The organism is Lacrimispora amygdalina (assembly GCF_900205965.1).
Classification (GTDB): Bacteria; Bacillota; Clostridia; order Lachnospirales; family Lachnospiraceae; genus Lacrimispora; species Lacrimispora amygdalina_A.
On sequence record NZ_OAOF01000006.1, the window covers coordinates 86,367 to 111,231 of the forward strand.

Genomic DNA, 24,865 nt, shown 5'->3' on the forward strand with positions numbered 1-24,865 from the left:
AGATGCAGATTGATATAGATCAGATTGATTTAACAGGGGATGTGCCGGTAAGTGAACCTGAGAGACAATATTATTTTATGGCAAAAGTAAGCAGGTACGTAAAACACCGGAGTGAGGCTCTCGGACGCCCCATGACCTTTTGCACTCAGACATTCGGCTGTCAGATGAATTCCAGAGATTCTGAAAAGCTACAGGGAATTTTAGAAGCTGTGGGATTTGTACAGACAGATACGGAAGAAGCAGATTTTGTACTTTATAATACCTGCACAGTGAGAGAGAATGCCAATCAGAAGGTTTATGGAAGACTTGGAGTTTTAAACAGTCTGAAAAAGAAAAATCCTGATATGATCATCGCTCTTTGCGGCTGTATGATGCAGGAAGAAGATGTAGTGGAAAAGATAAAAAAGAGCTACCGGTTTGTAGATGTGATTTTTGGAACTCATAATATCTATAAGCTGGCAGAGCTTTTATTTCAGCGTCTGGAAGCCAAAAAGATGGTGGTTGATATCTGGAAGGGAACAGACCAGGTGGTGGAAGACCTTCCGGCTGACCGGAAATATTCGTTTAAGTCCGGAGTGAATATCATGTTCGGCTGTGACAATTTCTGCAGCTATTGCATTGTCCCTTATGTAAGAGGAAGGGAACGCAGCCGAAGCCCTAAGGATATTATCTCTGAGATTAAAGGACTTGCTGATGACGGTGTGGTTGAGGTGATGCTTTTGGGACAGAATGTAAATTCCTATGGAAAAACCCTGGAAGAACCTGTCAGCTTTGCAGATCTTCTTACCCAGGCAGATGAGGTAGAGGGATTGGAGCGCATTCGTTTTATGACATCCCATCCCAAGGATTTATCCGATGAACTGATTGAGGCCATGAAAAACTCCAAAAAAGTATGCCGCCATCTTCATCTGCCCCTTCAGTCAGGAAGCAGCCGGATCTTAAAGATGATGAACCGTAAATATACAAAAGAGAAATATTTAGAGCTGGTTGAAAAAATCCGTACTGCCATGCCGGATATATCGCTGACCACAGATATAATTGTAGGTTTTCCGGGAGAGACAGAGGAAGACTTTGAGGAAACTCTTGACGTTGTAAGAAAGGTACGCTTTGACAGTGCATTTACTTTTATTTATTCCAAGCGTACCGGAACGCCGGCTGCGAAAATGGAGGATCAGGTACCGGATGAAGTTGTAAAGAATCGTTTCGACCGGCTTCTGTCTTTAGTCCAGCAGATTTCAGCTGAGGTCTGCGGCAGAGAAGTGTATACCGTTCAAAAGGTTCTGGCAGAGGAAGTGAATGATCATGGAGAGGGGTATTTAACAGGGCGGTTAAGCAACAATACGACCGTGCATTTTAAAGGCGATCCATCTCTGATCGGAAAAATCGTGGATGTGTACCTGGATGAATCCAAAGGCTTTTATTATATGGGAACCTTAAGAGCATAAACAAAAGAAAAGAGGAAACAAAAGAGAATGGCTGGATTATCGCCAATGATGGCTCATTATTTAGAAACAAAAAAAGAATACCCGGACTGCCTTTTATTTTACAGGCTGGGAGACTTTTATGAAATGTTTTTTGAAGATGCGATTACGGTATCCAGAGAACTGGAAATAACTTTAACAGGAAAAGAATGCGGATTAGAGGAACGTGCACCGATGTGCGGCGTTCCTCATCATGCTGTAGAAACCTATTTAAACCGTCTGGTGCAAAAAGGCTATAAAGTTGCAATCGCCGAGCAGATGGAAGATCCAAGGCAGGCCAAGGGGCTTGTAAAGCGGGAAGTAATCCGTGTGGTAACACCAGGTACCATAACCAGCGCACAGGCTCTTGATGAAACAAGAAATAATTATCTGATGGGAGTTGTTTACATCGGAGAAGCTTACGGTATCGCAGTTGCGGATATCAGCACCGGCGATTTTCTGGTAACTGAGGTGGACTCAGACCGGGAACTGACCGATGAAATTAATAAATTTACGCCTTCTGAAATCATATGCAACGAAGCTTTCTATGTGTCAGGTGTGGATATAGAAGAAATAAAAAACCGGTATCATACAGTTGTTTCATCTCTGGATCATCATTATTTTTCCGACGAAGTCTGCAGAAAAATTTTAAGAGAACATTATCAGGTAGGCGCCCTTTCCGGGCTTGGACTGGATGATTACGATATGGGCGTGATTGCGGCAGGCGCAGTCATGCAGTATATGTATGAAACCCAGAAAAGCAGTCTTTCCCACATCACGACCATCACCCCTTACTCCACAGGGCAGTATATGATTATCGATACATCCACAAGAAGGAACTTAGAACTTCTTGAAACATTGAGGGAGAAGCAGAAAAGAGGAAGTCTTCTCTGGGTCCTGGACCGCACCAAGACGGCGATGGGAGCCAGAATGCTGCGCACCTATGTGGAACAGCCGCTGATTCATAAATCGGAGATTATAAAGCGCCAGAATGCCATTGAAGAACTGAATATGAATTACATATCCAGAGAAGAGATCTGTGAGTATTTAAATCCAATCTATGATCTGGAACGCCTGATTGCAAGAATCAGCTATAAGACTGCCAATCCAAGGGATCTGATTTCCTTTAAGAATTCCCTGGAGATGCTTCCGTTTATAAAGACGCTGCTGAAGGAATTTACCAGCGAACTTTTAGCTGATTTGCATAACGATCTGGATCCCCTTGATGATATCAAGGATTACATTGAACGGGCAATTATTGAAGACCCGCCCGTATCCATCCGGGAAGGTGGTATTATAAGGGAAGGCTTTCATGAAGAGGCGGATAAGCTTCGCAGTGCGAAAACGGAGGGGAAGACCTGGCTGGCAGAATTAGAAGCAAGGGAAAAAGAAAAGACCGGAATCAAGAATCTGAAAGTCAAATATAATAAAGTGTTTGGTTATTATTTTGAGGTGACCAATTCCTTTAAGGATCTTGTGCCGGATTATTTTATCCGTAAGCAGACACTGGCTAATGCGGAACGTTATACTACCAGCGAGTTAAAGGAACTGGAAGATATTATTCTGGGAGCTGAGGACAAGCTTTTTTCCCTGGAATACGACCTGTTTTGTGAAGTCAGGGACATGGTGGCTTCTAAGGTGCTGAGAATTCAGAAAACAGCAAGAGCCATTGCCGGGATAGATGTACTGGTTTCCCTGTCTGCGGTAGCAACCAGAAATAACTATGTTAAACCCCAGATTAATGAAAAAGGGGTTATCGATATTAAAAACGGACGCCATCCGGTTGTGGAAAAGATGCTTCGGGATGATCTGTTTGTAGCCAATGATGTATATCTGGACAGCGGCAAGAACCGGCTTTCCATTATAACCGGTCCCAATATGGCTGGTAAATCAACTTATATGAGACAGACCGCGCTGATTGTTCTTATGGCGCAGATCGGCTGTTTTGTTCCGGCAGACGAAGCAAACATAGGAATCTGCGACCGGATTTTCACACGTGTGGGTGCTTCTGATGATCTGGCTTCCGGTCAGAGTACCTTTATGGTGGAGATGACAGAGGTTGCCAATATTCTCCGCAATGCCACCAAAAACAGTCTGATCGTCCTCGATGAAATCGGAAGAGGAACCAGTACCTTTGACGGACTGAGCATTGCCTGGGCAGTTGTGGAACATATCAGTAATTTAAAACTCCTGGGAGCAAAGACTTTATTTGCCACCCATTATCATGAACTTACTGAGCTGGAAGGGACGATGAACGGAGTCAATAATTATTGCATCGCTGTAAAAGAACAGGGAGATGACATTGTATTTTTAAGGAAAATTATTAAAGGCGGAGCAGACAAAAGCTATGGAATTCAGGTCGCTAAACTTGCAGGCGTCCCGGATACAGTCATATCCAGGGCAAAGGAACTGCTATTAGAGTTAAGTGATGCTGATATTACGGCTAAGGCGAAAGAGATAGCAGAATCAAACGGAAGTCTGACCCAGCATAAGGCCGTTCCCAGGCCCGATGAAGTGGACTTGCAGCAGATGTCTCTTTTTGATACGGTAAAGGATGACGATATTATCCGGGAATTAGGGGAACTTCAGCTTGGAAATATGACTCCTATTGACGCGCTTAATACGTTATACCGTCTGCAGACCAAACTGAAAAACCGCTGGCAATAGGAAGAAGGAGCAGGTGCCATGGCAAATATAACCGTACTGGATCAAAATACGATTAACAAGATAGCAGCAGGAGAGGTTGTGGAACGTCCTGCTTCTGTGGTAAAGGAGCTTTTGGAAAACGCGATTGATGCAAAAGCTACAGCTGTTACGGTGGAAATCAAAGAGGGTGGAACATCATTTATCCGGGTAACGGATAATGGCTGCGGGATTCCCAAGGAAGAGGTTCCCCTTGCTTTCCTGCGCCACTCCACCAGCAAGATTAAATCGGTAGAAGATCTGTTTACCGTATCCTCCTTAGGGTTCCGCGGTGAGGCTCTTGCCAGTATTGCATCGGTCTCACAGGTGGAGATTATAACGAAGACCAGTGTGGGGTTGACGGGAACCAGATATCAGATCGAGGGCGGTATCGAGCGGTCCATTGAGGAAATCGGTGCACCGGAAGGAACAACCTTTATTGCCCGGAACTTGTTTTTTAATACTCCGGCAAGGAAAAAGTTTTTGAAGACACCGGTTACAGAAGGAGCACATGTGGCTGATCTTGTGGAAAAGCTGGCATTGTCCCATCCGGAAGTATCCATTCGTTTTATACAAAACAATCAAAATAAGCTTCATACAGCGGGCAATCATAACCTGAAAGATATTATTTACACGGTATTTGGCAGGGAGATTGCCTCTAATCTCCTTGAGGTTACGGCAAAAAAAGCGGAAGTTACGGTACATGGGTTTATCGGTAAGCCAGTTATAGCCCGGGGCAACCGGAATTACGAGAATTATTTCATTAACGGCAGATTTATTAAAAGCAGTATTATTTCACGCGCCATTGAAGAAGCGTACCGGCCGTTTATGATGCAGCATAAGTATCCGTTTACCATGCTTCATTTTAATATAGAGCCTGAGCTTTTGGATGTGAATGTTCACCCCACCAAGATGGAACTCCGCTTCCGTGACGGAGAACTGGTCTATCATATGGTTTATCAGGCAGTAGCCAATGCGCTGGCCCATAAGGAGCTGATTCCGGAGGTCAGTCTGATGAAAGGCGGGGAAGACAAAAAAGATACGATGCCTGGTAAAAAGCTGCAGCCATCACCGGAACCCTTTGAAAGCCACCGGCTGATGGCGATGAATCAAACAGCTGTTGCCAGTGAAAAAAAGCCAGTGGAAGGGACTGCCTTCCCAAAACGGCTGATTCCGCCTATGCCTGATAATGTCAGAGAGCCGGATGAACTGAAAGAGAACTGGCTGGCGCCTTCTGCCCCTGTTTCCAACGATACGGCTGCAGCGAAACAGCCGGAACCGGTAAAAGAGGAACCAGCACAGGAACCGGCACAAAAGCCTGAGCAGCTGGATTTGTTTGATGGCAGGCTGTTGGAGCCCCAGTCCAGGATCAGGCATAAATTAATCGGTCAGTTGTTTGATACCTACTGGCTTGTGGAGTTTTCTGACCAGCTTTATATTATTGACCAGCATGCGGCTCATGAAAAGGTTTTATATGAGAAAACCATGGCAACACTTAAAACCAGGGAATATACATCTCAGATGCTTAATCCGCCTGTCATTCTTACCTTAAACCGGAATGAGGAGATATTATTAAACCGGCACCTGTCCGTTTTTACAGATATGGGCTTTGAAATTGAGCCGTTTGGCGGCAGAGAGTTTGCGGTGAGGGGAGTTCCGGCTAATTTGTTCTCCATTGCAAAAAAAGAGCTGCTGATTGAAATGATTGACAGCTTATCCGAGGATTCATCGTTTAGCAATCCGGGGATTATTTATGAAAAAGTGGCATCTATGTCCTGCAAAGCTGCAGTGAAGGGCGGAAATGCCCTATCTGCAGCAGAAGCCAACGAACTGATCGACCAGCTTCTGAAACTGGAAAATCCATATGCATGCCCCCACGGAAGGCCAACCATCATTTCCATGAGCAGGTATGAACTAGAAAAGAAATTTAAGAGGATTGTCTGATGAAACCATTGATTATTATTACCGGTCCTACAGCTGCGGGTAAAACAGAACTTTCGGTCCGCCTTGCCCGGACAATCGGAGGAGAAATTATCAGTGCAGATTCCATGCAGGTATACAGACACATGGATATTGGATCTGCCAAGATCACACAAGAGGAGAAAAAAGGGGTTCCCCACTACTTAATAGACGTCTTAAATCCGGATGAAGAATTTAATGTTGCTGTATTTCAGAAAATGGCAAAGGATGCAGTGAATACAATTTATTCTCACGGTAATATTCCTATTGTGACAGGAGGAACCGGTTTCTACATCCAGGCGCTTCTCTACGACATTGATTTTACGGAAACAGGGGAAGATTCCTCTATACGGGAAGAACTGGAATTGCTGGGAAGGGAAAAAGGAGGAGAATATCTTCATGAGATCCTATGCGGAATTGATCCGGTTTCAGCCAGAGAGATTCATCCCAACAATCTGAAACGGGTGATCCGGGCAATCGAATATTTCAGACAGACCGGGGAGATGATTTCAGAACACAACCGTCGGGAAAGGGAAAAATCTTCCCCTTATGATTTCCTTTACTATACAGTCAATATGGACAGATCTGTCCTGTATCAGAGAATTGACCGCCGTGTGGATCTGATGATGGAACAGGGATTGGTTGAAGAAGTGAAACGGTTAAAGGAAATGGGCTGCACCAGAAATATGGTATCCATGCAGGGGCTGGGATATAAAGAAATACTGGATTATCTGCAGGGAGACTGTACCCTTGAGGAAGCTGTCTATATCCTGAAGCGGGATACCAGACATTTTGCAAAAAGGCAGATTACCTGGTTTAAACGGGAACGGGAGGTCCGGGATTTATATCTTCCTGATTTTGATTATGATCTGGACCGGGTTTTAGATAAAATAGTACAGGATACAAAAGAGATAACTGGATTGGAGAACTAAGGATCATGGAAATAGAACGTATGTATGAGGAACTTGGAATCAGCCGTAAGGTGCTTGAATTTGGCGGGCAGATTGAGGCGGATTTAAAGTCCAGATTTGAAGAAATTGACAAGAACGCTGAATATAATCAAATGAAAGTTATTAAAGCCATGCAGGAAAACCGGGTCAGTGACATTCATTTTGCAGCAACCACAGGTTACGGGTACAATGATCTGGGCCGCGATACGCTGGAAGCAGTCTATGCCAGTGTTTTCCATACAGAAAGCGCACTGGTAAGACCCAATTTAATCAGCGGTACCCATGCGCTTTCCGTCGCATTGTCCGGGAACCTGCGTCCTGGGGATGAACTTCTGTCCCCGGCTGGAAAACCCTATGATACGCTTGAGGAAGTAATCGGAATCAGGGAGAGCACCGGATCGCTGAAAGAATACGGAGTCGTTTACCGTCAGGTTGATCTTCTGGGTGATGGAACCTTTGATTATGATTCTATTGCAAAAGCAGTAAATGAAAAAACCCGCCTGGTTACCATACAGCGCTCAAAAGGATATGATACCCGCCCTACATTTTCTGTTGCACAGATCGGTGAACTGATTGCATTTATTAAGAAAATCAAACCGGAAGTCATCTGCATGGTAGATAACTGCTACGGTGAGTTTGTGGAACGAATTGAACCTTCTGATGTTGGAGCCGATATGATTGTGGGATCTCTGATCAAAAATCCGGGGGGTGGTCTTGCTCCAATCGGCGGATATATTGCGGGGAAAGCAGAATGCATTGAACGCTCTTCGTACCGCCTTAGCGCACCTGGACTGGGAAAAGAAGTAGGAGCGAGCCTGGGGCTGAATCAGTCTTTTTATCAGGGGCTCTTTCTTTCCCCCACTGTAGTGGCCGGTGCATTAAAGGGAGCTGTATTTGCAGCAAATATTTATGAAAAGCTGGGCTTTCCGGTTGTTCCTGACGCAAACCAGTCCCGACATGATATCATACAGGCTGTCACCTTCGGAAATCCTGAGGGTGTGATTGCCTTCTGTCAGGGAATACAGGCAGCGGCGCCTGTGGACAGCTTTGTTGCTCCTGAGCCATGGGATATGCCCGGCTACGACGCTCCCGTCATCATGGCTGCCGGCGCGTTTGTACAGGGATCTTCCATCGAATTAAGCGCAGATGCTCCGATTAAGCCTCCCTATGCGGTTTATTTTCAGGGAGGTCTTACCTGGTACCATGCGAAGCTGGGAATTTTAATGTCACTCCAGAAACTTCTGGAAGCAGGATTGGTTGTATTGTAAAAAAAGGTATACACAACTGTAAAATTATGCTAGAATATTTTGATAGGTATGGTCAATCCTGCCAGGAAACAAAAAGGAGTATCGTAACAAATGAGAGGTAAAAATTACTGGGTATTGCTTCTTCTTATGCTTTGCGGTGTTGTTATTGGTGGCTTTGTTGGAGATTTGACCAAGACAATCTCATGGCTGTCCTGGTTAAATACTGGTCAGTCATTTGGCTTTGATACTCCGGTGATTGTCAATTTGGGTATTCTGGTTATCACCTTCGGCATTCATATTAAAATCACCATGGCTGGCATTATAGGAATGGCTGCAGCCCTTATTGCGTATCGATTGATTTGATTTTTTCGTATATGTCTAATACGTACCTGGAGAGTAACGGCAGGAGGCATATGGAACGAATAACGATGAAAGACATCCCAAAGGATGAAAGGCCCTGTGAAAAGTGCTTGAGAGAAGGAACAGAAGGTTTAAGTGATGCGGAACTTCTGTCCATTATCATCCGTACAGGCTCCAGAGAGGATAATTCTCTGGCACTGGCACAAAAAATTCTGGCCTTAAACTATCCGAGAGAGGGTATTTTAGGGCTTTTGCATCTTTCCATGCAGGAACTTATGCAGGTCAAGGGAATCGGCCGTGTAAAAGGTGCACAGCTTTTATGCATTGGAGAACTTTCCCGGAGAATCTGGAAACGGACGGCCTGTCCCAATGGGATTGATTTCCACAATCCTAAGGATATCGTCAATTACTTTGTAGAGGATATGCGTCACAGGGAGCAGGAGCAGGTTTTTGTCATGCTCTTAAACACAAAGGGTGCCCTTATAAAGGACATTATGATCTCTCAGGGAACGGTGAATGCTTCCGTTGTATCTCCCAGGGAGATTTTCATTGAAGCAGTCAGGCATCATGCAGTCAGCCTGGTTCTGGTTCACAATCACCCCAGCGGAGATCCGGCTCCCAGCAGGGAGGATCTTTCAATCACCCGCAGGGTGAAGGAAGCAGGGGAATTAATTGGGATCAGACTGCTGGATCATATTATTATAGGAGATAACTCTTATATCAGTTTAAAAGAACGGGGAATTATATAGATGGAACCAAAGCGCAGCAAATATATTCTGATTGCATTAACAGTTTTTTGTGTCCTCCTGATAGGACTGACTTCGATTCATGATGAGTGGCTTACACCTCTGCGGACAGGAGTGGGTTATTTTCTGATTCCGGTACAGTCTGGAGTCAATTCAGTGGGGTCTGCTATTTATGATGAGATCACGGATTATGCCAAGTTAAAGGATGCATTGGTTGAGAATAAGGATATGAAGGATCTCATTACCCAGCTGACGGAGGAAAATACCAGACTGCAGTCAGAAGAATTTGAATTAAAACGATTAAGAGAGCTGTACAGCCTGGATCAGGAATACGGTCAGTATACGAAAGTGGGAGCCAGAGTAATCGCCAATGATTCAAGCAACTGGTTTAAGGTGTTTCGTATTGACAAAGGCTCCAAAGACGGTATTGCAACCGATATGAATGTGGTGGCTGGCGGCGGACTTGTGGGAATTGTCACAGATGTAGGTGCCAATTATGCTACTGTTCGTTCTATTATTGATGATTCCAGCCGGGTCAGCGGCATGGCTATGCAGTCCGGCGACAGCTGTATCGTTGCAGGTGATTTAACCTTGTTTAAAGACGGCAGGTTAAGAATTACCAATGTACTAAAGGACAGCGATTTAAAAGACGGAGATAAGATTGTTACATCTAATATCAGCTCTGTATTTTTACCCGGAATTCTGGTAGGATATGCGTCCGATATTACCAACGATACGAATAATGTTACGAAATCCGGATATTTAATTCCGGCAGCGGAATTTGACAGCCTTCAGGAAGTACTTGTGATTACCCAGCTGAAGGCCGATATGATGAAGGAAGGGGAATCTGCCCCGGCTTCAGAAAGTGAAAGCGCTTCTAAGCAGTGAAAAGGAGTAACATGAGACGGATTTTATTTAACGTACTGCTGATTATACTGGCATTTACCATACAAAACTGTATATTTCCCCTGCTTCCGTTTCTTTCGGCTGCGCCCAATCTGCTTTTAATTCTGACATTTTCTTTTGGGTTCATGCATGGGAAGGAAGCGGGGATGTACTACGGTCTGTTATCCGGCCTTCTTATGGACCTGTTTTACAGCGGCCCCTTTGGTTTTTATACCCTGATTTTTATTTTTGTGGGTTATATGAATGGAATCTGCACCAGGTACTATTATGAAGACTATATTACGCTGCCGTTAATTTTAAGTGTATTGAACGAGCTGGCGTATAACTTATACATCTATGTGTTCCGTTTTTTAATCCGTCAGAAGCTTAGAATTGGATTCTACTTTATCAATCTGGTGCTTCCGGAGATTATTTTTACAGTTGTAACCACACTTCTTCTTTATCGGTTATTCCTGATTATGAACCGCCGCCTGGAGGAGATAGAAAAAAGAGGTGATTCGACTATTGTTTAGGGATTTGTTGGAGATCATAAGAGAATTAATCAGGAAAGCGGCGTTATCCCGCCTTTTTGTATTAGGAATTATCTGCTTTATCATGTACACCGGACTGATTCACAAGCTGTTCAATATGCAGATTATTAATGGGGAAAAAGCTCTGAATGATTACCTGCAGCTTACAGAGCAGACCATTACGACTGCCGGTACCAGAGGGAATATCTATGACAGGAATGGAAAAGTGCTGGCATACAATAAACTGGCATATTCCGTCATGCTGCAGGATATTGGTGCCTATAAGAAATCTGAAGATAAAAACCGTATGTACTTAAGGCTGGTGAAGATTCTTCAAAAGCACGGAGAAACTGTGCAGGGAAAATTTGAGGTAGCTCTTGATTCCAATGGAGATATGGTTTATACTTCTTCCTCTGAATCTGCAAGAAAGCGGTTTCTGCGTGATTACTACGGATTAAAGAGAGTCGAAGATTTAGACGATGAAAAGGGGCGCTATCCTTCAAATTTAAGTGCCAGAGAATTGTTCGAACGCGTCAGGGAGGATAACGGATTGAATGATTTATCCGTCACGGACCAGGAGGCACTGGACATTATTAATATCAAGTATGCACTTCGTCTGATGTCGTACCGGAAATATGAGGCGACTGCAGTGGCGACAGAAGTATCTGACGAGACGGTGGCCGATATTCTGGAGCATGTCGGGGATATGCAGGGTGTAACGGTGGAGGAGTCCACCATACGTGCATATAATGACAGCATTCCTTTCGCCCCTGTAATCGGTTATACCGGCAAAGTTCCGGAGGAACAGCTGGAAGAGCTGCAGAGCCGTAAAGGTGATTATGATATCAATGATATTGTAGGACGGACAGGCATTGAGTATACAATGGAGCATGAGCTGCAGGGGACAAAAGGGAAGAAAACGATTTATAAAGACAGTGTGGGCAGAATCCGGGAAACCAAGGATCAAACCGATGCCTCTGCCGGCAATGATGTATATTTAACACTGAATGCCGATCTTCAAAAGGGGATTTATCATCTGATCGAACAATCTCTGGCCGGTGTCCTGATTAAGACCATAGTAAACGGAGATTATCAGACCGGCAGTACGACAGACGGATCGAATATGAAGATTCCGGTAAAAGATGCTTATTTTCAGCTGATTAATAACAATGTTCTGTCTCTGAAGGAAATTGAGTCAGTGGATGCCTCCGATACCGAGAAAAATATATACCGGAAGTATGAAGCATCCCAAAAACAGATATTTGATGGGCTTCGAAACGAACTGATGAGTCCTCATGCAGCGGTAATGAAGAATCTTCCGGATGATACGAAGGCCTATCTGTTTTACGTTTACAGCTATCTTTCCGAACCAACAGTTGGAATAATCAAAGAAGAGGCCATGGATAAAGGCAGTGACGAATATAAGGCATGGAAAGCAGATGAAATCAGTCTGAGGGAATTTCTTTATTATGGAATTGCCAATGGTTGGATTGATTCCACGAAACTGGAAACCGACAGCAAATATTCCAGTGCTGATGATACCTTTAAAGCACTGGTGGACTATGTGTTAGACGGACTTAAGGAAGACAGAAATTTTACCAAGAAGATTTACCGTTATTTAATTAATAGTGATACCATTACCGGGCAGGAACTCTGCCTGGCTTTATACGACCAGGGGGTACTGAAAGAAAACCCGCAGGATATGGCAGAATTAAAAGCAACCGGAGACGCTTATCATTTTCTGTTAAAAAAATTGTCTGCTCTTGAGATTACTCCGGCACAACTGGCACTGTCTCCCTGTAATGCCGGAGTGGTAGTGACCAATGATAAAACAGGCGAGGTTCTTGCACTGGTTTCTTATCCGGGATACGATAACAACCGGATTGGTGACGGCTCTTATTTCAGCCAGCTCCAGGCGGACTTATCCCTGCCACTGTATAATAATGCTACCCAGACAAGAAAGGCGCCGGGATCCACATTTAAGCCGATTACAGCAGTGGCTGCTTTAGAGGAGTATGCAATCACTGCGGATGAAACCATTAACTGTACAGGAATTTATACAGATGTAGAGCCTCCCATCAAATGCTGGATCTATTCGGGACAGCATGGACCGCTTAACATCGTGGGAGGAATTGAAAACTCCTGCAACTATTTCTTTGCAGATTTAGGCCACCGTTTATCGACTGATGGAAGCGGAACTTATTCACCTGATGCCGGACTGGAAGTTTTGCGCAGATATGCATCAAAATTCGGGCTGGATCACAAATCCGGGGTGGAGATTGGAGAGCTTGATCCGCAGATTTCAAAAGAGGCGCCGGAACGTTCTGCCATGGGTCAGGGAAGTCATGCCTATACCAATGTACAGCTGTCCAGGTATGTGGCTGCCATAGCAAACAGGGGAACTGTTTTTGAACTTAGTTTACTTGACAAAACAACGGATTCTGAAGGTAATCTGATTAAAGATTATACCCCTGAGATTTCTTCTCATATTGACGCGGCGGACTCAACGTGGGATACTGTACAACAGGGAATGAGAGAAGTGATTGCTAACGGTTCAACTAAGAGATTATTTGCTGACCTTGAAGTGGAGATTGCCGGCAAGACGGGAACTGCCCAGGAGGCCCGCAACAAACCGAATCATGCGTTCTTCATTTCTTATGCGCCATATAACAATCCGGAAATCTGTGTAACAGTGAATATTCCGTATGGCTATTCATCATCGAACGCCGCTAACATTGCGAAGAATGTCTATAAGTATTATTATGGTTATATAGACTTAGAATCCATTGTAAACGCAGGCGCCCTGGATGCAGCAAAGGTCAACATTCGCGACTAACGAGGATAAGAGGTGATATGATGCATGATACCGTAGTAATAAAAAGCAACAAAGCTGGTATGACTGTTATCCTGGATCCGGATATCCCCTTCCCTCAGCTTCTGTCTGACATAGGGAAAAAATTCGGAGATCATGCCAAATTCTGGGGATCTGCACAAATGACTCTGACCATAGAGGGCAGAGAAGTTACAGCTGAAGAAGAATTTGCTGTCATTAACAAGATTACAGAGAATTCTAATGTGGAAATCATCTGTCTGGTGGATACAGATGCGAACCGCATCAGACGATGCGAAAAAGCACTGAACGAAAAACTGATGGAACTCTCCTGTCAGACAGGGCAGTTCTTTAAAGGCAATTTACAAAATGGAGAGACTTTAGAATCAGAAGCAAGCATAGTGGTCATAGGGGATGTCCTAAAGGGTGCCAAAGTCTTGGCAAAGGGGAATGTGGTGGTTCTTGGAAAAATTTCCGGTACCGTTTGTGCAGGAGTGGCAGGTAATAAGGGCGCACTGATTACGGCTCTTGAGATGGCACCCACCCAGCTGAGGATTGCTGACTGCAGCAGCGGACTTGACGGCAGAGGCCGGCGTCTTGGGCGCGGACCGATGAAGGCTTATCTGGAAAATAATAAAGTCTTAATTAAACCAATGAAAAAAAGTGTGGAAATATTCCGAAAATTAAGGTAAAATAGAATGAGGTATAAAAACAGGAGGATATGGTATGAGCGAGATCATCGTAATCACTTCTGGAAAAGGCGGGGTAGGCAAGACGACAACTTCTGCCAATGTTGGTACCGGACTGGCAATTCTGGGTAAGAAAGTAGTCCTGATCGATACAGATATCGGACTTCGGAACCTGGATGTTGTAATGGGTCTGGAAAACCGCATTGTCTACAATCTTGTAGACGTGGTAGAAGGGAACTGCCGTATGAAGCAGGCCCTGATTAAAGACAAAAGATACCCAAATTTATTTTTACTGCCATCTGCACAGACGAGGGACAAGACTGCAGTAACCCCCGGTCAGATGGTGAAGCTGGTCGATGATTTAAGAGAAGATTTTGATTATATTCTGTTAGATTGTCCGGCCGGGATTGAACAGGGCTTTCAGAATGCAATTGCAGGAGCTGACAGAGCCATTGTTGTAACAACTCCGGAGGTGTCCGCAATCCGGGATGCAGACCGGATTATTGGTCTTTTGGAAGCTGCTGATATGGGCAGCATAGAACTGATCGTTAACAGGATCCGGGCTGATATGGTGAAACGGGGAGATATGATGTCTCTTGATGATGTCATGGACATTCTGGCCATTGATATTATCGGTGCTGTTCCAGATGACGAGGATATCGTCATTTCCACCAACCAGGGGGAGCCTCTCGTAGGCATGGGGACTCCGGCCGGACAGGCTTATATGGACGTATGCAGAAGGATTATCGGTGAGAACATACCGATTCAGAATCCGGCAGTACGGGAAGGTCTGTTCTTTCGACTCTCGCATCTCTTAAGAAGAGCATAGGGGGGTCTGACATGAGCCTGTTTCCTGTATTCGGTAAGAAGAATTCAGGAGAAATTGCAAGAAATCGTCTGAAACTTTTGCTGGTTGCGGACAAGGCTGACTGTTCTCCTGAGATCATGCAGATGATAAAAGACGATATGATCCGTGTCGTTTCACGTTACATGGATATTGATTCCGACAGAATAGAGATACAGATGAAAAAATTAAAGCAGCCGGATTGTGAACGTTTTACACCGGTGCTTTATGCAAACATCCCTATTCGCGATGTACCTGATAAGGGGATATACTGACTATGTTTTTAGACTACAATTTTAAATATTATAATTACCGGTTAGTTTTGTACATGCTGTCACTGGCAGTCATTGGAATCTTAGTTGTGGCAAGTGCCTCCAACCAGGATTCCGCTATCGTAACAAAACAGATTATCGGAGTAATGGTGGGTTTTGCACTGGCAATAGGGCTATCTATCATTGATTACCGTAAATTGGTTAAGCTTTATGTTCTGGTTTATGGACTTTGCATTCTGCTGCTGGGGGCCGTTCTAGTAATGGGGCATACGGCAGGAGGGGCGACCAGGTGGATTCACATTCCCGGCATCGGGAGGATCCAGCCTTCTGAATTTGTAAAAATAGGTTTAATTGTATTCTTTTCCTGGTATTGGAACAAATACCAGGAAAAGATGAATACGCCTGTCATGGTGGGACTGGCTGCGCTTCTGGCAGTAATCCCCATAGGTCTTATTTTTGCAGAACCCAATTTATCTACCAGTCTGGTTGTTATTGTCATCATACTATGTATGGTGTATTCGGCCGGAATCAGTTACCGATGGATCGGCGGTGTTTTGGCAATTGCTGTGCCGGCAGGCTTTTTATTTATATTTCTGCTGACGAAAGGCTTAATTCCGTTTATACACGGTTATCAGGCACGACGTATCCTTGCGTGGATTTATCCTCATGCGGAACAGTATGCGGAAAACTTATACCAGCAAAAAAATTCAATTATGGCAATCAGTTCCGGACAGCTTCAGGGAAAGGGACTTTTTAATACAACCATTGCTTCTGTGAAAGACGGAAACTTTTTATCAGCCGGTGAAACGGATTTTATCTTCGCGATAATAGGCGAAGAGATGGGATTTCGAGGCAGTGTGATTGTCATTGCTCTTATTGGACTGGTTGTATTTGAGTGTCTTTATACTGCATCCAAAGCAAAAGACATGTCCGGCAAACTGATTTGTACCGGTATGGCAGCCCTGATCGGCTTCCAGGCTTTTTCCAACATCGCGGTTGCGACACAGATCTTTCCCAATACAGGTCTGCCGCTGCCATTCGTCAGTTCGGGAGTGAGCTCCCTGATCAGTATTTTCATGGGAATGGGTCTGGTGCTGAACGTTGGACTGCAACGCAAAATCGGTAATTAAAAGGAGGTATATCGTTATGAATATAGGATTAGTTGCCCATGATTCAAAGAAAAAACTGATGCAGAATTTCTGCATTGCGTACAGAGGTATTTTAAGTAAGCATATGTTATATGCCACAGGAACTACAGGACGTTTGATTGAAGAAGTTACAAATTTAAATGTTCATAAATATCTGGCAGGTCATCTGGGCGGAGAGCAGCAATTAGGTTCTCAGATTGAACACAATGAGATTGATCTTGTGATTTTTTTAAGGGATCCTCTGACACAGAAGTCCCATGAACCGGACATTGTAAATATCATGAGAACCTGTGATATGCACAACATACCTCTTGCTACCAATCTCGCCACAGCAGAATTATTAATTAAATCTCTGGAGCGCGGCGATCTGGAATGGCGAGAGATGTATAAATAACAGAGGTAGAGATAAGTGAAACGAAAAGTTTTTGTGACATCAGGCTGCATCATCTTAAGCGCACTTTTCCTGACGGGCTGCGCCGGTCTTCATAAACTTGACAATCCTTATGAATTTTCTGAAAGGACCGCCCTTTACCAGTCTGCTTCTGTGGCTGGTAAATCGGAACCCTTTGCTCATGATCTCTGTGTGGTATCGGAGAATACTGCTGATTTGGATGAAGCAGTGACAGCAGAAGCTGCCGCTGTCTTTGATTTATCTGATAATACTGTATTATTTGCAAAAAATCCTTTTGAAAAATTATATCCAGCCAGTATAACCAAGATTATGACTGCGCTTCTGGTCATTAAGAATGGAAAATTATCGGATGAGGTGACAGTGACCAGGGAAGCTGTGATTAAAGAATCAGGGGCCAGCTTGTGCGGTATAAAACCGGGAGATAAGCTGACGATGGAACAGCTGCTGTATGGTCTCTTGATTCCTTCCGGGAATGATGCAGGTGCTGCTATTGCTGTGAATATGGCAGGAAGTATTGACCAGTTTGCCCAGATGATGAATGATGAGGCGAAGGAACTTGGAGCGACTGGGACACATTTTGTGAACCCTCATGGTCTAAGTGATGAAGATCATTATACGACAGCTTATGACCTTTATCTCATTTTCAATGAAGCGCTGAAATATCCTGAGTTTCGTAAAATTATTGGTACGGCTGAGTATAGAACATCCTATCAGGGAAGCAATGGGAAAACGGTGAACGCTGTCTGGAAGGGAACCAACTGGTATATGACAGGGGAACGCAGTACTCCTGACGGTCTTACTGTTCTGGGAGGAAAAACCGGAACCACACTTTCTGCAGGAAGCTGTCTGATTATGGGAAGTTCTGATCCTTCAAATAAAGAGTATATTTCAGTTGTTTTAAAAGCCCCGGATCATGCCGGTCTTTATGATAATATGTCAAATATCCTGAATAAAATTGTGGAATAGTGATTGCCTTTCTTATGAATTTGTACTATAATTATATTAATCTGAATAGACTTTTTATACAAATCATATAACACAAGGAGGAGAGTGCTATGGTGCAGATAATAGCAGGAAAAAAGGGTAAGGGGAAAACAAAGCATCTGTTAGACAGAGCTAATTCCGCTGTAAAAGACTCAAAGGGCTCAATTGTATATTTGGACAAAAGTTCGAAGCATATGTACGAATTAAGCAACAAGATCCGCCTCATTAATGTAAATGAGTATCCAATTACATCAAGCGAAGGATTTATTGGTTTTATCTGTGGTATCATATCTCAGGACCATGATTTGGAGATGATGTTCTTTGACAGCTTTTTAAAGCTGGCCTGCCTGGAGGGTGAAGACATATCAGAGACCATAGCAACTTTGGAAAAGATTGGTGAAAAGTATCATATTACCTTCGTTCTCAGCGTTTCTGTTGATGCAGACAATATACCGGGGAACACCAGGGCTAATGTGGTTGTTTCATTATAATCATAGATAGGAATTGGGGACTGCGTGCCAGTCCCCTTTATTATTTAGTAAGTACATGGGTACTGTCATGCGGATTCCATGTTATGCTTGAATTTTTTTATGTTTCCTTTTATAATAGCTAAAAGGAAAGGAGGCGTCAGGTTGGCTAAACAAAAGGCAATGCAGCCGTCAAAGAAGGCTGCTCATCCCAAAAAAAACAAAAAGATCATCCGTTATCGGCGGCCTCTGAATATCAATGTTGGTATGATTATTTTTGCACTGATTTTTGTATATATGGTCTTTAGTGTAATTACCTATGCACGCAGAGACAAGGTACAATTTTACGAGGTGCAGGAAGGCAGTATTGTTAACAGTAATGATTATAAGGGAATTATACTAAGACAGGAAGAAGTGAAGAATGCAGACCGTTCCGGATATGTGAATTATTACGTGCGGGAAGGGAAACGTGCAGCTGCAGGAACAAGGGTTTATTCCATTGATGAAACCGGAAGCATTACTTCATTTCTGGAGGAGCATTCCCAGGACAGCGTAACATTGACTTCGGAGAATCTGACTGAATTAAAAAAACAGCTGACCGCATTCAGCCTTACTTATGATAATAACCAGTTTCGCTCTGTATATGATACAAAATATACTCTGGAAGCTGAAGTAATGGAATATATGAATTTTAATGTTATGGATAATCTGGAAAATAAGATGGATGAGGCAGGGATCAGTTTTGAACAGGTAAAAGCTGATCAGGCAGGGATTATATCCTATGGTGTTGATTCTTATGAAGGCCTGCAGCCATCGGCTGTTTCAGAAGCCGTTTTTGACCGCAGCAGCTATACAAAAAGCAAGACGCAGTCAGGAAAGCTGATTGAAAAGGGATCTCCTGTTTATAAAACTATAACTTCTGACCAGTGGTCAATTCTTTTTCCAATGTCGGATGATGACATAAAGGCTTATGGAGATAAAAAAGATCTGACAGTAGTATTTTCCGGCCGGGATTTAAAGGCTACTGGAAGCTTTTCTGTTATTACAGGTACAGATGGGAAAAGTTTTGGAGAGATTGACTTAGATAAATATATGGTACAGTTTGTTTCAGAACGGTACGTTGATTTTGAAATCGTTTCGGACCGGGTGGATGGGCTTAAAATCCCTGTGACAGCTGTAACCAAGAAAGACTTTTATCTGGTTCCTATGGATTATATGACTCAGGGTGGAGACAGCTCTGATACTGGTTTTAACAAAGAGGTATATTCTGAATCAGGTACCTCAGTGGTATTTGTTCCCACAGAGATCTATTATTCGGAGGGGAATAATTATTACATAGAGATGGATCAGGCTGATGGCTTTAAAGCAGGGGATTATATCGTAAAACCCAATTCAACGGAACGCTATCAGATTGGCCCCAGTGATTCTCTGCAGGGCGTTTATAACATCAACAAAGGATATGCGGTTTTTAAACAGATTGATGTATTGGCTTCCAACGATGAATATTATACCGTAAAAAAGAATATGACGTACGGACTTGCAGTTTATGACCATATCGTTCTCAACGCAGATTTAGTCAATGAGGGAGAACTAATTTATCAATAAGAGGTGATTAATTTGGTGAAAGAAAATCTTTTAATAGTACAAAGCCGGATAGAAGAAGCCTGCAGAAGATGCGGCCGTGACCCCAAAGAGGTTACTCTGATCGCTGTCAGCAAGACAAAACCTGCAGATATGATCATCGATGCCTATGAATCCGGAATTCGTGATTTTGGAGAAAATAAAGTACAGGAGCTTTGTGACAAATATGAACTGCTTCCTGATGATATACACTGGCACATGATCGGTCATTTACAGCGCAATAAGGTAAAACAGGTAATTGATAAGGCTGTGCTGATCCACAGCGTGGATTCCGTCAGACTGGCTGAACAGATCGAGGAAGAAGCAGCGAAGAAAGAGATTTGTGTGAGCATTCTATTGGAAGTAAACGTTGCAAATGAAGAAACTAAATTTGGCTTTCGGTTAGAGGAAACGGAGCAGGCACTCCGTGATATTTCTGTTTTTCCCCATATTAGTATAAAAGGACTCATGACTATTGCACCTTTTGTAGAAAATTCTGAGCAAAATCGTCCTGTTTTTAAAAAATTAAGTAAATTTTATGTTGACATGCAAAGGAAAAACATTGATAATGTTAATATGAATATGCTCTCAATGGGTATGACTGGAGACTATGAAATCGCCATAGAAGAAGGGGCTACTCTGGTAAGAGTCGGTACCGGTATTTTTGGTACAAGATATAAGATTGGAGAGAATGAAGTATGAGCATTTTAGGCAAATTGATGGATAGCATGCGCTTGAATGATACAGATGATGAAGACGATTACTATTTAGATGACGACTATGAAGATGATAGCGATAAACATGCGAAGAAAACCCTCTTTTCAAAAAAAACAGAAGATGATTACTATGATGAAGAGGAGTATGAACAAAAGCCCCGTTTCCTATCACGCTCTCCCAAGGTAGTTCCCATGAAGCAGTCCCGCTCTATGGAGGTTTCCATGGTGAAGCCTACCTCTATAGAGGATGCAAAGGAAATTTGTGATCACATGCTTGCAGGTAAGGCGGTTGTACTTAACATGGAAGGAATCCATACTGAGGTGGCTCAGAGAATTATAGATTTTACATCCGGTGCTACTTATTCGATGAATGGTAATCTGCAGAAAATATCTAATTATATTTTTATAGCTACGCCGGAATCGGTTGAGCTATCGGGAGATTTTCAGGATTTATTAAACAGCGGAAGTCTGGATATGGGCGGAATGAATCTGCGCCTTTAATCCATAATAATAAGGTTTCTCTTAATGGGACAAGCAGGCATTTTTCCATACCATTTGTTTGGACAGGAAAAATTGTTTGCTTTCTTCCATATTATTGTCCACGCTTTCTGGACATAAAGGGGTGCCCGAAGGGTGCTCCATATTATTGTCCACGCTTTCTGGACATAAAGGGGTGCCCGAAGGGTGTTCCTTAATAGAGGATTATGACACGATGCAATGGAGGAAGAGCAGCATGGGAAGCAGAATGCCGGTACATATGGAAGGTACCTTTATTTATGATATAGTGATGGAAACTTCATTTGAAGGATTAAGGGAAGAACTGATGAATCTGAATTTAGGGGAGCGTAAAGTCTGTATCGTTTCAGATACGAACGTGGCTCCTCTTTATCTTAATGAAGTTGAACAGATTATTTCAGGCTGCTTTCAAAAGACAGAACATTACATTTTTCCTGCAGGAGAAGAACATAAAAATCTGGATACAGTGCGAAAATTATATGAAACCCTTATAGTCAAACAGTTTGACAGATACGATTATCTGCTGGCATTAGGCGGCGGCGTTGTTGGGGATCTGTGCGGATTTGCAGCGTCCACTTATCTGAGAGGTATTTCCTTTATTCAGGTACCAACCACACTTCTCTCACAGGTGGATTCAAGCATAGGTGGAAAAACCGGAGTTGATTTTGACGCATACAAAAACATGGTTGGTGCGTTTCACATGCCAAAGTTAGTTTATACCAATGTCGCATCCTTAAAGACATTATCAGAGGAGCAGTTCTCTTCCGGTATGGGAGAAGTGATAAAGCATGGTCTGATCAGGGATGCCTCCTACTATCAGTGGCTGAAGGATCATGCCTGTGAGATACAGAGCCGCAAGCTTGATATATTAAGCGAGATGGTTACAGTCAGCAACCGGATCAAGCGGGATGTGGTTGAAATAGATCCTACCGAACAGGGGGAGCGGGCACTTTTAAATCTGGGACATACCCTGGGGCATGCCATTGAGAAGCTTTCTGATTTCCGCCTTCTTCATGGTCATTGCGTGGGTCTGGGCTGCATTGCTGCTATGGTGATCTCTGTGAATCGGGGGATGATTCAAGAGAACCAGCTTCCTGTACTTCTGAATATGATGAAGCTGTATCATATGCCGGTAACTGTAACTGGTTTATCACCTGTTGAAATTGTAAAAACTACAAAGAGTGATAAAAAAATGGATTCAGGAACCATACGCTTTATTTTGCTGGAAGAAATCGGGAAAGCATATGTGGATAAAACCGTATCCGAAGAAGAAATGACAGAAGGGCTGGCCCTGATTTTAGCATAAGGAGAACTCATGAAACAAAAAACAAAATTAATCATCGGATTGTTCATTGGCTTTTTTTGCGCCATCGGACTTGATCAATGGACGAAGTTACTTGCAGTCAGACATTTAATGGGGCAGAAGCCCTATTCTATCTGGAATGGTGTTTTTGAATTATACTATTCAGAAAACCGTGGTGCTGCCTTTGGAATGCTTCAGGGAAAACAGTATTTCTTTTTATTGATTGCCATATTGGTATTGGCTTGTGCTGTATATGCCATCAGCCGCATGCCGGCTACAAGAAAATATCTGCCTTTACACGTAGTTGCAATGTTTCTCTCTGCTGGTGCAGTGGGGAATATGATAGACCGCTTTACCAGAGGCTATGTAGTGGATTTTTTATATTTTAAATTAATTGATTTTCCGATTTTCAATGTTGCGGACTGTTATGTTACTGTTTCCATGTTCTTTTTTCTCCTATTGTTTTTATTTCATTATAAGGAAGAAGATTTACAATGCCTGTCTTATAGGAAGAAGGAGGAACAGGCTTGAATCAGGAATATAATGTGCTGGCGGAAGAAGCAGGAAACCGCATAGACCGTTACTTAAGTGAGCGAAATCAAGAGATCTCCCGTTCCTATATACAGAAGCTTTTGAAAGATGAGAGTGTTTTGGTAAATGGGAAAACGGTAAAAAGTAATTATAAAGTCTGTGCCGAAGACAAGATCCTTGTAAATATTCCGGAGGCAGTTGAGCCGGAGATTGAGCCGGAGGACATTGATCTGGATATTCTATATGAGGACCGGGATATTATTCTCATTAATAAACCCAAAGGTATGGTGGTTCATCCGGCCGCCGGACATTATACAGGAACACTGGTGAATGCTTTAATGGCACATTGCCGTGGTGATTTATCAGGAATTAATGGAGTTATGCGTCCTGGCATTGTTCACCGCATTGATATGGATACTACAGGCGTTTTGATTGTCTGTAAAAATGACAGTTCTCACAACTCGATTGCAAAGCAGCTGAAGGACCATTCCATAACAAGAAAATATTATGCAATTGTACATGGATCATTGAAAGAAGAGGAAGGTACCATCCATGCACCAATCGGTCGTCATCCCGTAGACCGGAAGAAGATGAGTGTAAATGAAAAGAATGGCAGAGATGCAATAACACATTATCGTGTTCTGGAGAGGTTCAGGCAGTTTACCTATGTGGAATGCCAGCTGGAAACAGGACGGACTCATCAGATCCGTGTGCATATGGCAAGTATGGGGCACCCCCTTCTTGGTGATTCTGTTTACGGACCTTCAAAGTGCCCTTACCGCCTGACAGGGCAGACTTTGCATGCAGGAGTGCTGGGAATCATTCATCCTGCGACTGGTGAATATATGGAATTTCAGGCACCTTTACCGGAATATTTTGAAGATTTACTTCGTAAATTACGAGCCACCTAGACGATAAAGTCCGGGTGGTTTTTTTACGGGCAAAATGTATTGATAACTGTTAAATTTAGATGAAATATGGATTTTTCAGAAATTTAGTTGTATAATAGTATTATAAGATGACTGGAAGGAGTGATCAATATGAGTGAAAACTTAGTGGTTGCAATTGGTAGACAATGCGGAAGTTCTGGTAAGATTATTGGTGATAAGCTGGCAAAAGCCCTTGGAATTAAATGCTATGATAAGGAGTTATTAGCACTGGCTGCAAAAAACAGTGGTTTATGTGAGGAATTGTTTCAAACTCATGATGAAAAGCCTACCAACAGCTTTTTATATTCCTTGGTTATGGATACATATTCCGTAGGATTATCCAGCTCTGGTTATATGGATATGCCGATCAATCATAAGATTTTTCTGGCGCAGTTCGATACAATTAAGAAACTTGCAGAAGAAGAGTCCTGCGTCATTGTTGGAAGATGCGCAGACTATGCACTGGCGGATAACCCGAATCTGGTTTCTATATTTATTACTGCAGATGATAAGGATAAGATTCAGTCGTTAAAAGATCTGTATCAGATTGATGAAGGCAAGGCAAAGGAAGTCATGGTTAAAACAGATAAAAAGCGGTCCAGCTATTACAATTACTATGCCAACAAAAAGTGGGGGGATGTTAGAAGCTATGATTTATGCATCAACCGCAGTGCGATTGGAGTAGACGGAACGGTAGACTTAATCCTTAAGTACGTGGATGTGAAAATGAAGGGCAAAAACAAATAACAGAAACAATCAAATAACAGAAACAGGCGTATCCATTA

24 protein-coding genes are annotated in these 24,865 nt (G+C 43.1%); all 24 read left to right on the forward strand.

What is annotated here, in order from left to right:
- Positions 1-2 precede the first annotated feature (2 nt).
- The gene (gene miaB, locus CRO04_RS10260) at positions 3-1,445 is read left to right on the forward strand and encodes a tRNA (N6-isopentenyl adenosine(37)-C2)-methylthiotransferase MiaB (RefSeq protein WP_097004317.1); all 1,443 of its coding nucleotides are present in this window, start codon (positions 3-5) and stop codon (positions 1,443-1,445) included.
- A gap of 27 nt (positions 1,446-1,472) precedes the next feature.
- Complete coding sequence (gene mutS, locus CRO04_RS10265) at positions 1,473-4,127, forward strand: DNA mismatch repair protein MutS (RefSeq protein ID WP_097004152.1); 2,655 nt, start codon at positions 1,473-1,475, stop codon at positions 4,125-4,127.
- Positions 4,128-4,145: 18 nt separating this feature from the next.
- Positions 4,146-6,086 carry a DNA mismatch repair endonuclease MutL gene (gene mutL / locus CRO04_RS10270; RefSeq protein ID WP_097004153.1) on the forward strand — a complete coding sequence of 647 codons (1,941 nt, stop codon included), beginning with the start codon at positions 4,146-4,148 and terminating at the stop codon, positions 6,084-6,086.
- Complete coding sequence (gene miaA / locus CRO04_RS10275; protein ID WP_099458944.1) at positions 6,083-7,033, forward strand: tRNA (adenosine(37)-N6)-dimethylallyltransferase MiaA; 951 nt, start codon at positions 6,083-6,085, stop codon at positions 7,031-7,033. The genes mutL and miaA overlap by 4 nt, the downstream gene beginning before the upstream one ends.
- Positions 7,034-7,038: 5 nt before the next feature.
- On the forward strand, positions 7,039-8,319 hold the full coding sequence (locus CRO04_RS10280; protein ID WP_097004155.1) for an aminotransferase class I/II-fold pyridoxal phosphate-dependent enzyme: 1,281 nt from the start codon (positions 7,039-7,041) through the stop codon (positions 8,317-8,319).
- Between the two features lie 90 nt (positions 8,320-8,409).
- Positions 8,410-8,661 (forward strand): DUF4321 domain-containing protein, encoded by a 252-nt coding sequence (locus CRO04_RS10285; protein WP_097004156.1) that lies wholly within the window; start codon positions 8,410-8,412, stop codon positions 8,659-8,661.
- A 50-nt stretch (positions 8,662-8,711) separates the two neighbouring features.
- Complete coding sequence (gene radC / locus CRO04_RS10290; protein WP_097004157.1) at positions 8,712-9,407, forward strand: RadC family protein; 696 nt, start codon at positions 8,712-8,714, stop codon at positions 9,405-9,407.
- Entirely contained in the window at positions 9,408-10,292 is an 885-nt protein-coding gene (gene mreC, locus CRO04_RS10295; protein WP_097004158.1) for a rod shape-determining protein MreC, read from the forward strand. It begins immediately after the preceding gene.
- A gap of 11 nt (positions 10,293-10,303) precedes the next feature.
- Positions 10,304-10,822, forward strand: coding sequence for a rod shape-determining protein MreD (gene mreD, locus CRO04_RS10300; protein ID WP_097004159.1), 519 nt, complete (start codon positions 10,304-10,306; stop codon positions 10,820-10,822).
- Positions 10,815-13,655 carry a penicillin-binding transpeptidase domain-containing protein gene (locus CRO04_RS10305; RefSeq protein WP_097004160.1) on the forward strand — a complete coding sequence of 947 codons (2,841 nt, stop codon included), beginning with the start codon at positions 10,815-10,817 and terminating at the stop codon, positions 13,653-13,655. Before mreD ends, CRO04_RS10305 begins: the two co-directional genes overlap by 8 nt.
- A 20-nt stretch (positions 13,656-13,675) precedes the next feature.
- Positions 13,676-14,341, forward strand: coding sequence for a septum site-determining protein MinC (gene minC, locus CRO04_RS10310; RefSeq protein WP_097004161.1), 666 nt, complete (start codon positions 13,676-13,678; stop codon positions 14,339-14,341).
- A 34-nt stretch (positions 14,342-14,375) separates the two neighbouring features.
- A complete protein-coding gene (gene minD, locus CRO04_RS10315; RefSeq protein WP_097004162.1) occupies positions 14,376-15,167 on the forward strand; it encodes a septum site-determining protein MinD in 792 nt (263 codons plus the stop codon).
- Between the two features lie 11 nt (positions 15,168-15,178).
- Positions 15,179-15,457 carry a cell division topological specificity factor MinE gene (gene minE, locus CRO04_RS10320; protein ID WP_097004163.1) on the forward strand — a complete coding sequence of 93 codons (279 nt, stop codon included), beginning with the start codon at positions 15,179-15,181 and terminating at the stop codon, positions 15,455-15,457.
- Positions 15,458-15,459: 2 nt separating this feature from the next.
- Positions 15,460-16,584, forward strand: a complete 1,125-nt coding sequence (locus tag CRO04_RS10325; RefSeq protein WP_097004164.1) for an FtsW/RodA/SpoVE family cell cycle protein — start codon at positions 15,460-15,462, stop codon at positions 16,582-16,584.
- A 16-nt stretch (positions 16,585-16,600) separates the two neighbouring features.
- On the forward strand, positions 16,601-16,996 hold the full coding sequence (mgsA, locus tag CRO04_RS10330) for a methylglyoxal synthase (RefSeq protein ID WP_097004165.1): 396 nt from the start codon (positions 16,601-16,603) through the stop codon (positions 16,994-16,996).
- Between the two features lie 15 nt (positions 16,997-17,011).
- Positions 17,012-17,980 (forward strand): D-alanyl-D-alanine carboxypeptidase family protein, encoded by a 969-nt coding sequence (locus CRO04_RS10335; RefSeq protein WP_097004166.1) that lies wholly within the window; start codon positions 17,012-17,014, stop codon positions 17,978-17,980.
- 89 nt (positions 17,981-18,069) lie between these two features.
- Positions 18,070-18,489, forward strand: a complete 420-nt coding sequence (locus CRO04_RS10340; protein WP_097004167.1) for a twitching motility protein PilT — start codon at positions 18,070-18,072, stop codon at positions 18,487-18,489.
- 159 nt (positions 18,490-18,648) lie between these two features.
- The gene (locus CRO04_RS10345) at positions 18,649-20,070 is read left to right on the forward strand and encodes an HlyD family efflux transporter periplasmic adaptor subunit (RefSeq protein ID WP_207654437.1); all 1,422 of its coding nucleotides are present in this window, start codon (positions 18,649-18,651) and stop codon (positions 20,068-20,070) included.
- Positions 20,071-20,082: 12 nt separating this feature from the next.
- Positions 20,083-20,787, forward strand: coding sequence for a YggS family pyridoxal phosphate-dependent enzyme (locus CRO04_RS10350; protein ID WP_097004169.1), 705 nt, complete (start codon positions 20,083-20,085; stop codon positions 20,785-20,787).
- Positions 20,784-21,302: a cell division protein SepF gene (locus tag CRO04_RS10355; protein WP_097004170.1), complete on the forward strand. Its 519-nt coding sequence runs from the start codon at positions 20,784-20,786 to the stop codon at positions 21,300-21,302. The genes CRO04_RS10350 and CRO04_RS10355 overlap by 4 nt, the downstream gene beginning before the upstream one ends.
- A gap of 232 nt (positions 21,303-21,534) precedes the next feature.
- Complete coding sequence (gene aroB / locus CRO04_RS10360) at positions 21,535-22,623, forward strand: 3-dehydroquinate synthase (RefSeq protein ID WP_207654431.1); 1,089 nt, start codon at positions 21,535-21,537, stop codon at positions 22,621-22,623.
- Between the two features lie 9 nt (positions 22,624-22,632).
- Positions 22,633-23,151, forward strand: coding sequence for a signal peptidase II (gene lspA / locus CRO04_RS10365; RefSeq protein WP_097004172.1), 519 nt, complete (start codon positions 22,633-22,635; stop codon positions 23,149-23,151).
- Positions 23,148-24,062: an RluA family pseudouridine synthase gene (locus CRO04_RS10370; RefSeq protein WP_097004173.1), complete on the forward strand. Its 915-nt coding sequence runs from the start codon at positions 23,148-23,150 to the stop codon at positions 24,060-24,062. Before lspA ends, CRO04_RS10370 begins: the two co-directional genes overlap by 4 nt.
- A 129-nt stretch (positions 24,063-24,191) precedes the next feature.
- On the forward strand, positions 24,192-24,827 hold the full coding sequence (locus tag CRO04_RS10375; protein WP_097004174.1) for an AAA family ATPase: 636 nt from the start codon (positions 24,192-24,194) through the stop codon (positions 24,825-24,827).
- Positions 24,828-24,865: the final 38 nt, after the last annotated feature.

What these genes read in the sequence shown, in the direction of transcription:
- mgsA (WP_097004165.1), top strand. Translation starts at nt 16,601, where the DNA reads ATGAATATAGGATTAGTTGCCCATGATTCAAAGAAAAAACTGATGCAG.
- mreC (WP_097004158.1), top strand. Translation starts at nt 9,408, where the DNA reads ATGGAACCAAAGCGCAGCAAATATATTCTGATTGCATTAACAGTTTTT.
- radC (WP_097004157.1), top strand. Translation starts at nt 8,712, where the DNA reads ATGGAACGAATAACGATGAAAGACATCCCAAAGGATGAAAGGCCCTGT.
- minE (WP_097004163.1), top strand. Translation starts at nt 15,179, where the DNA reads ATGAGCCTGTTTCCTGTATTCGGTAAGAAGAATTCAGGAGAAATTGCA.
- mreD (WP_097004159.1), top strand. Translation starts at nt 10,304, where the DNA reads ATGAGACGGATTTTATTTAACGTACTGCTGATTATACTGGCATTTACC.
- minD (WP_097004162.1), top strand. Translation starts at nt 14,376, where the DNA reads ATGAGCGAGATCATCGTAATCACTTCTGGAAAAGGCGGGGTAGGCAAG.
- CRO04_RS10375 (WP_097004174.1), top strand. Translation starts at nt 24,192, where the DNA reads ATGAGTGAAAACTTAGTGGTTGCAATTGGTAGACAATGCGGAAGTTCT.
- mutS (WP_097004152.1), top strand. Translation starts at nt 1,473, where the DNA reads ATGGCTGGATTATCGCCAATGATGGCTCATTATTTAGAAACAAAAAAA.
- CRO04_RS10340 (WP_097004167.1), top strand. Translation starts at nt 18,070, where the DNA reads ATGGTGCAGATAATAGCAGGAAAAAAGGGTAAGGGGAAAACAAAGCAT.
- CRO04_RS10345 (WP_207654437.1), top strand. Translation starts at nt 18,649, where the DNA reads ATGCAGCCGTCAAAGAAGGCTGCTCATCCCAAAAAAAACAAAAAGATC.
- aroB (WP_207654431.1), top strand. Translation starts at nt 21,535, where the DNA reads ATGGGAAGCAGAATGCCGGTACATATGGAAGGTACCTTTATTTATGAT.
- mutL (WP_097004153.1), top strand. Translation starts at nt 4,146, where the DNA reads ATGGCAAATATAACCGTACTGGATCAAAATACGATTAACAAGATAGCA.
- CRO04_RS10325 (WP_097004164.1), top strand. Translation starts at nt 15,460, where the DNA reads ATGTTTTTAGACTACAATTTTAAATATTATAATTACCGGTTAGTTTTG.
- CRO04_RS10285 (WP_097004156.1), top strand. Translation starts at nt 8,410, where the DNA reads ATGAGAGGTAAAAATTACTGGGTATTGCTTCTTCTTATGCTTTGCGGT.
- miaB (WP_097004317.1), top strand. Translation starts at nt 3, where the DNA reads ATGCAGATTGATATAGATCAGATTGATTTAACAGGGGATGTGCCGGTA.
- lspA (WP_097004172.1), top strand. Translation starts at nt 22,633, where the DNA reads ATGAAACAAAAAACAAAATTAATCATCGGATTGTTCATTGGCTTTTTT.
- CRO04_RS10280 (WP_097004155.1), top strand. Translation starts at nt 7,039, where the DNA reads ATGGAAATAGAACGTATGTATGAGGAACTTGGAATCAGCCGTAAGGTG.
- CRO04_RS10355 (WP_097004170.1), top strand. Translation starts at nt 20,784, where the DNA reads ATGAGCATTTTAGGCAAATTGATGGATAGCATGCGCTTGAATGATACA.
- minC (WP_097004161.1), top strand. Translation starts at nt 13,676, where the DNA reads ATGCATGATACCGTAGTAATAAAAAGCAACAAAGCTGGTATGACTGTT.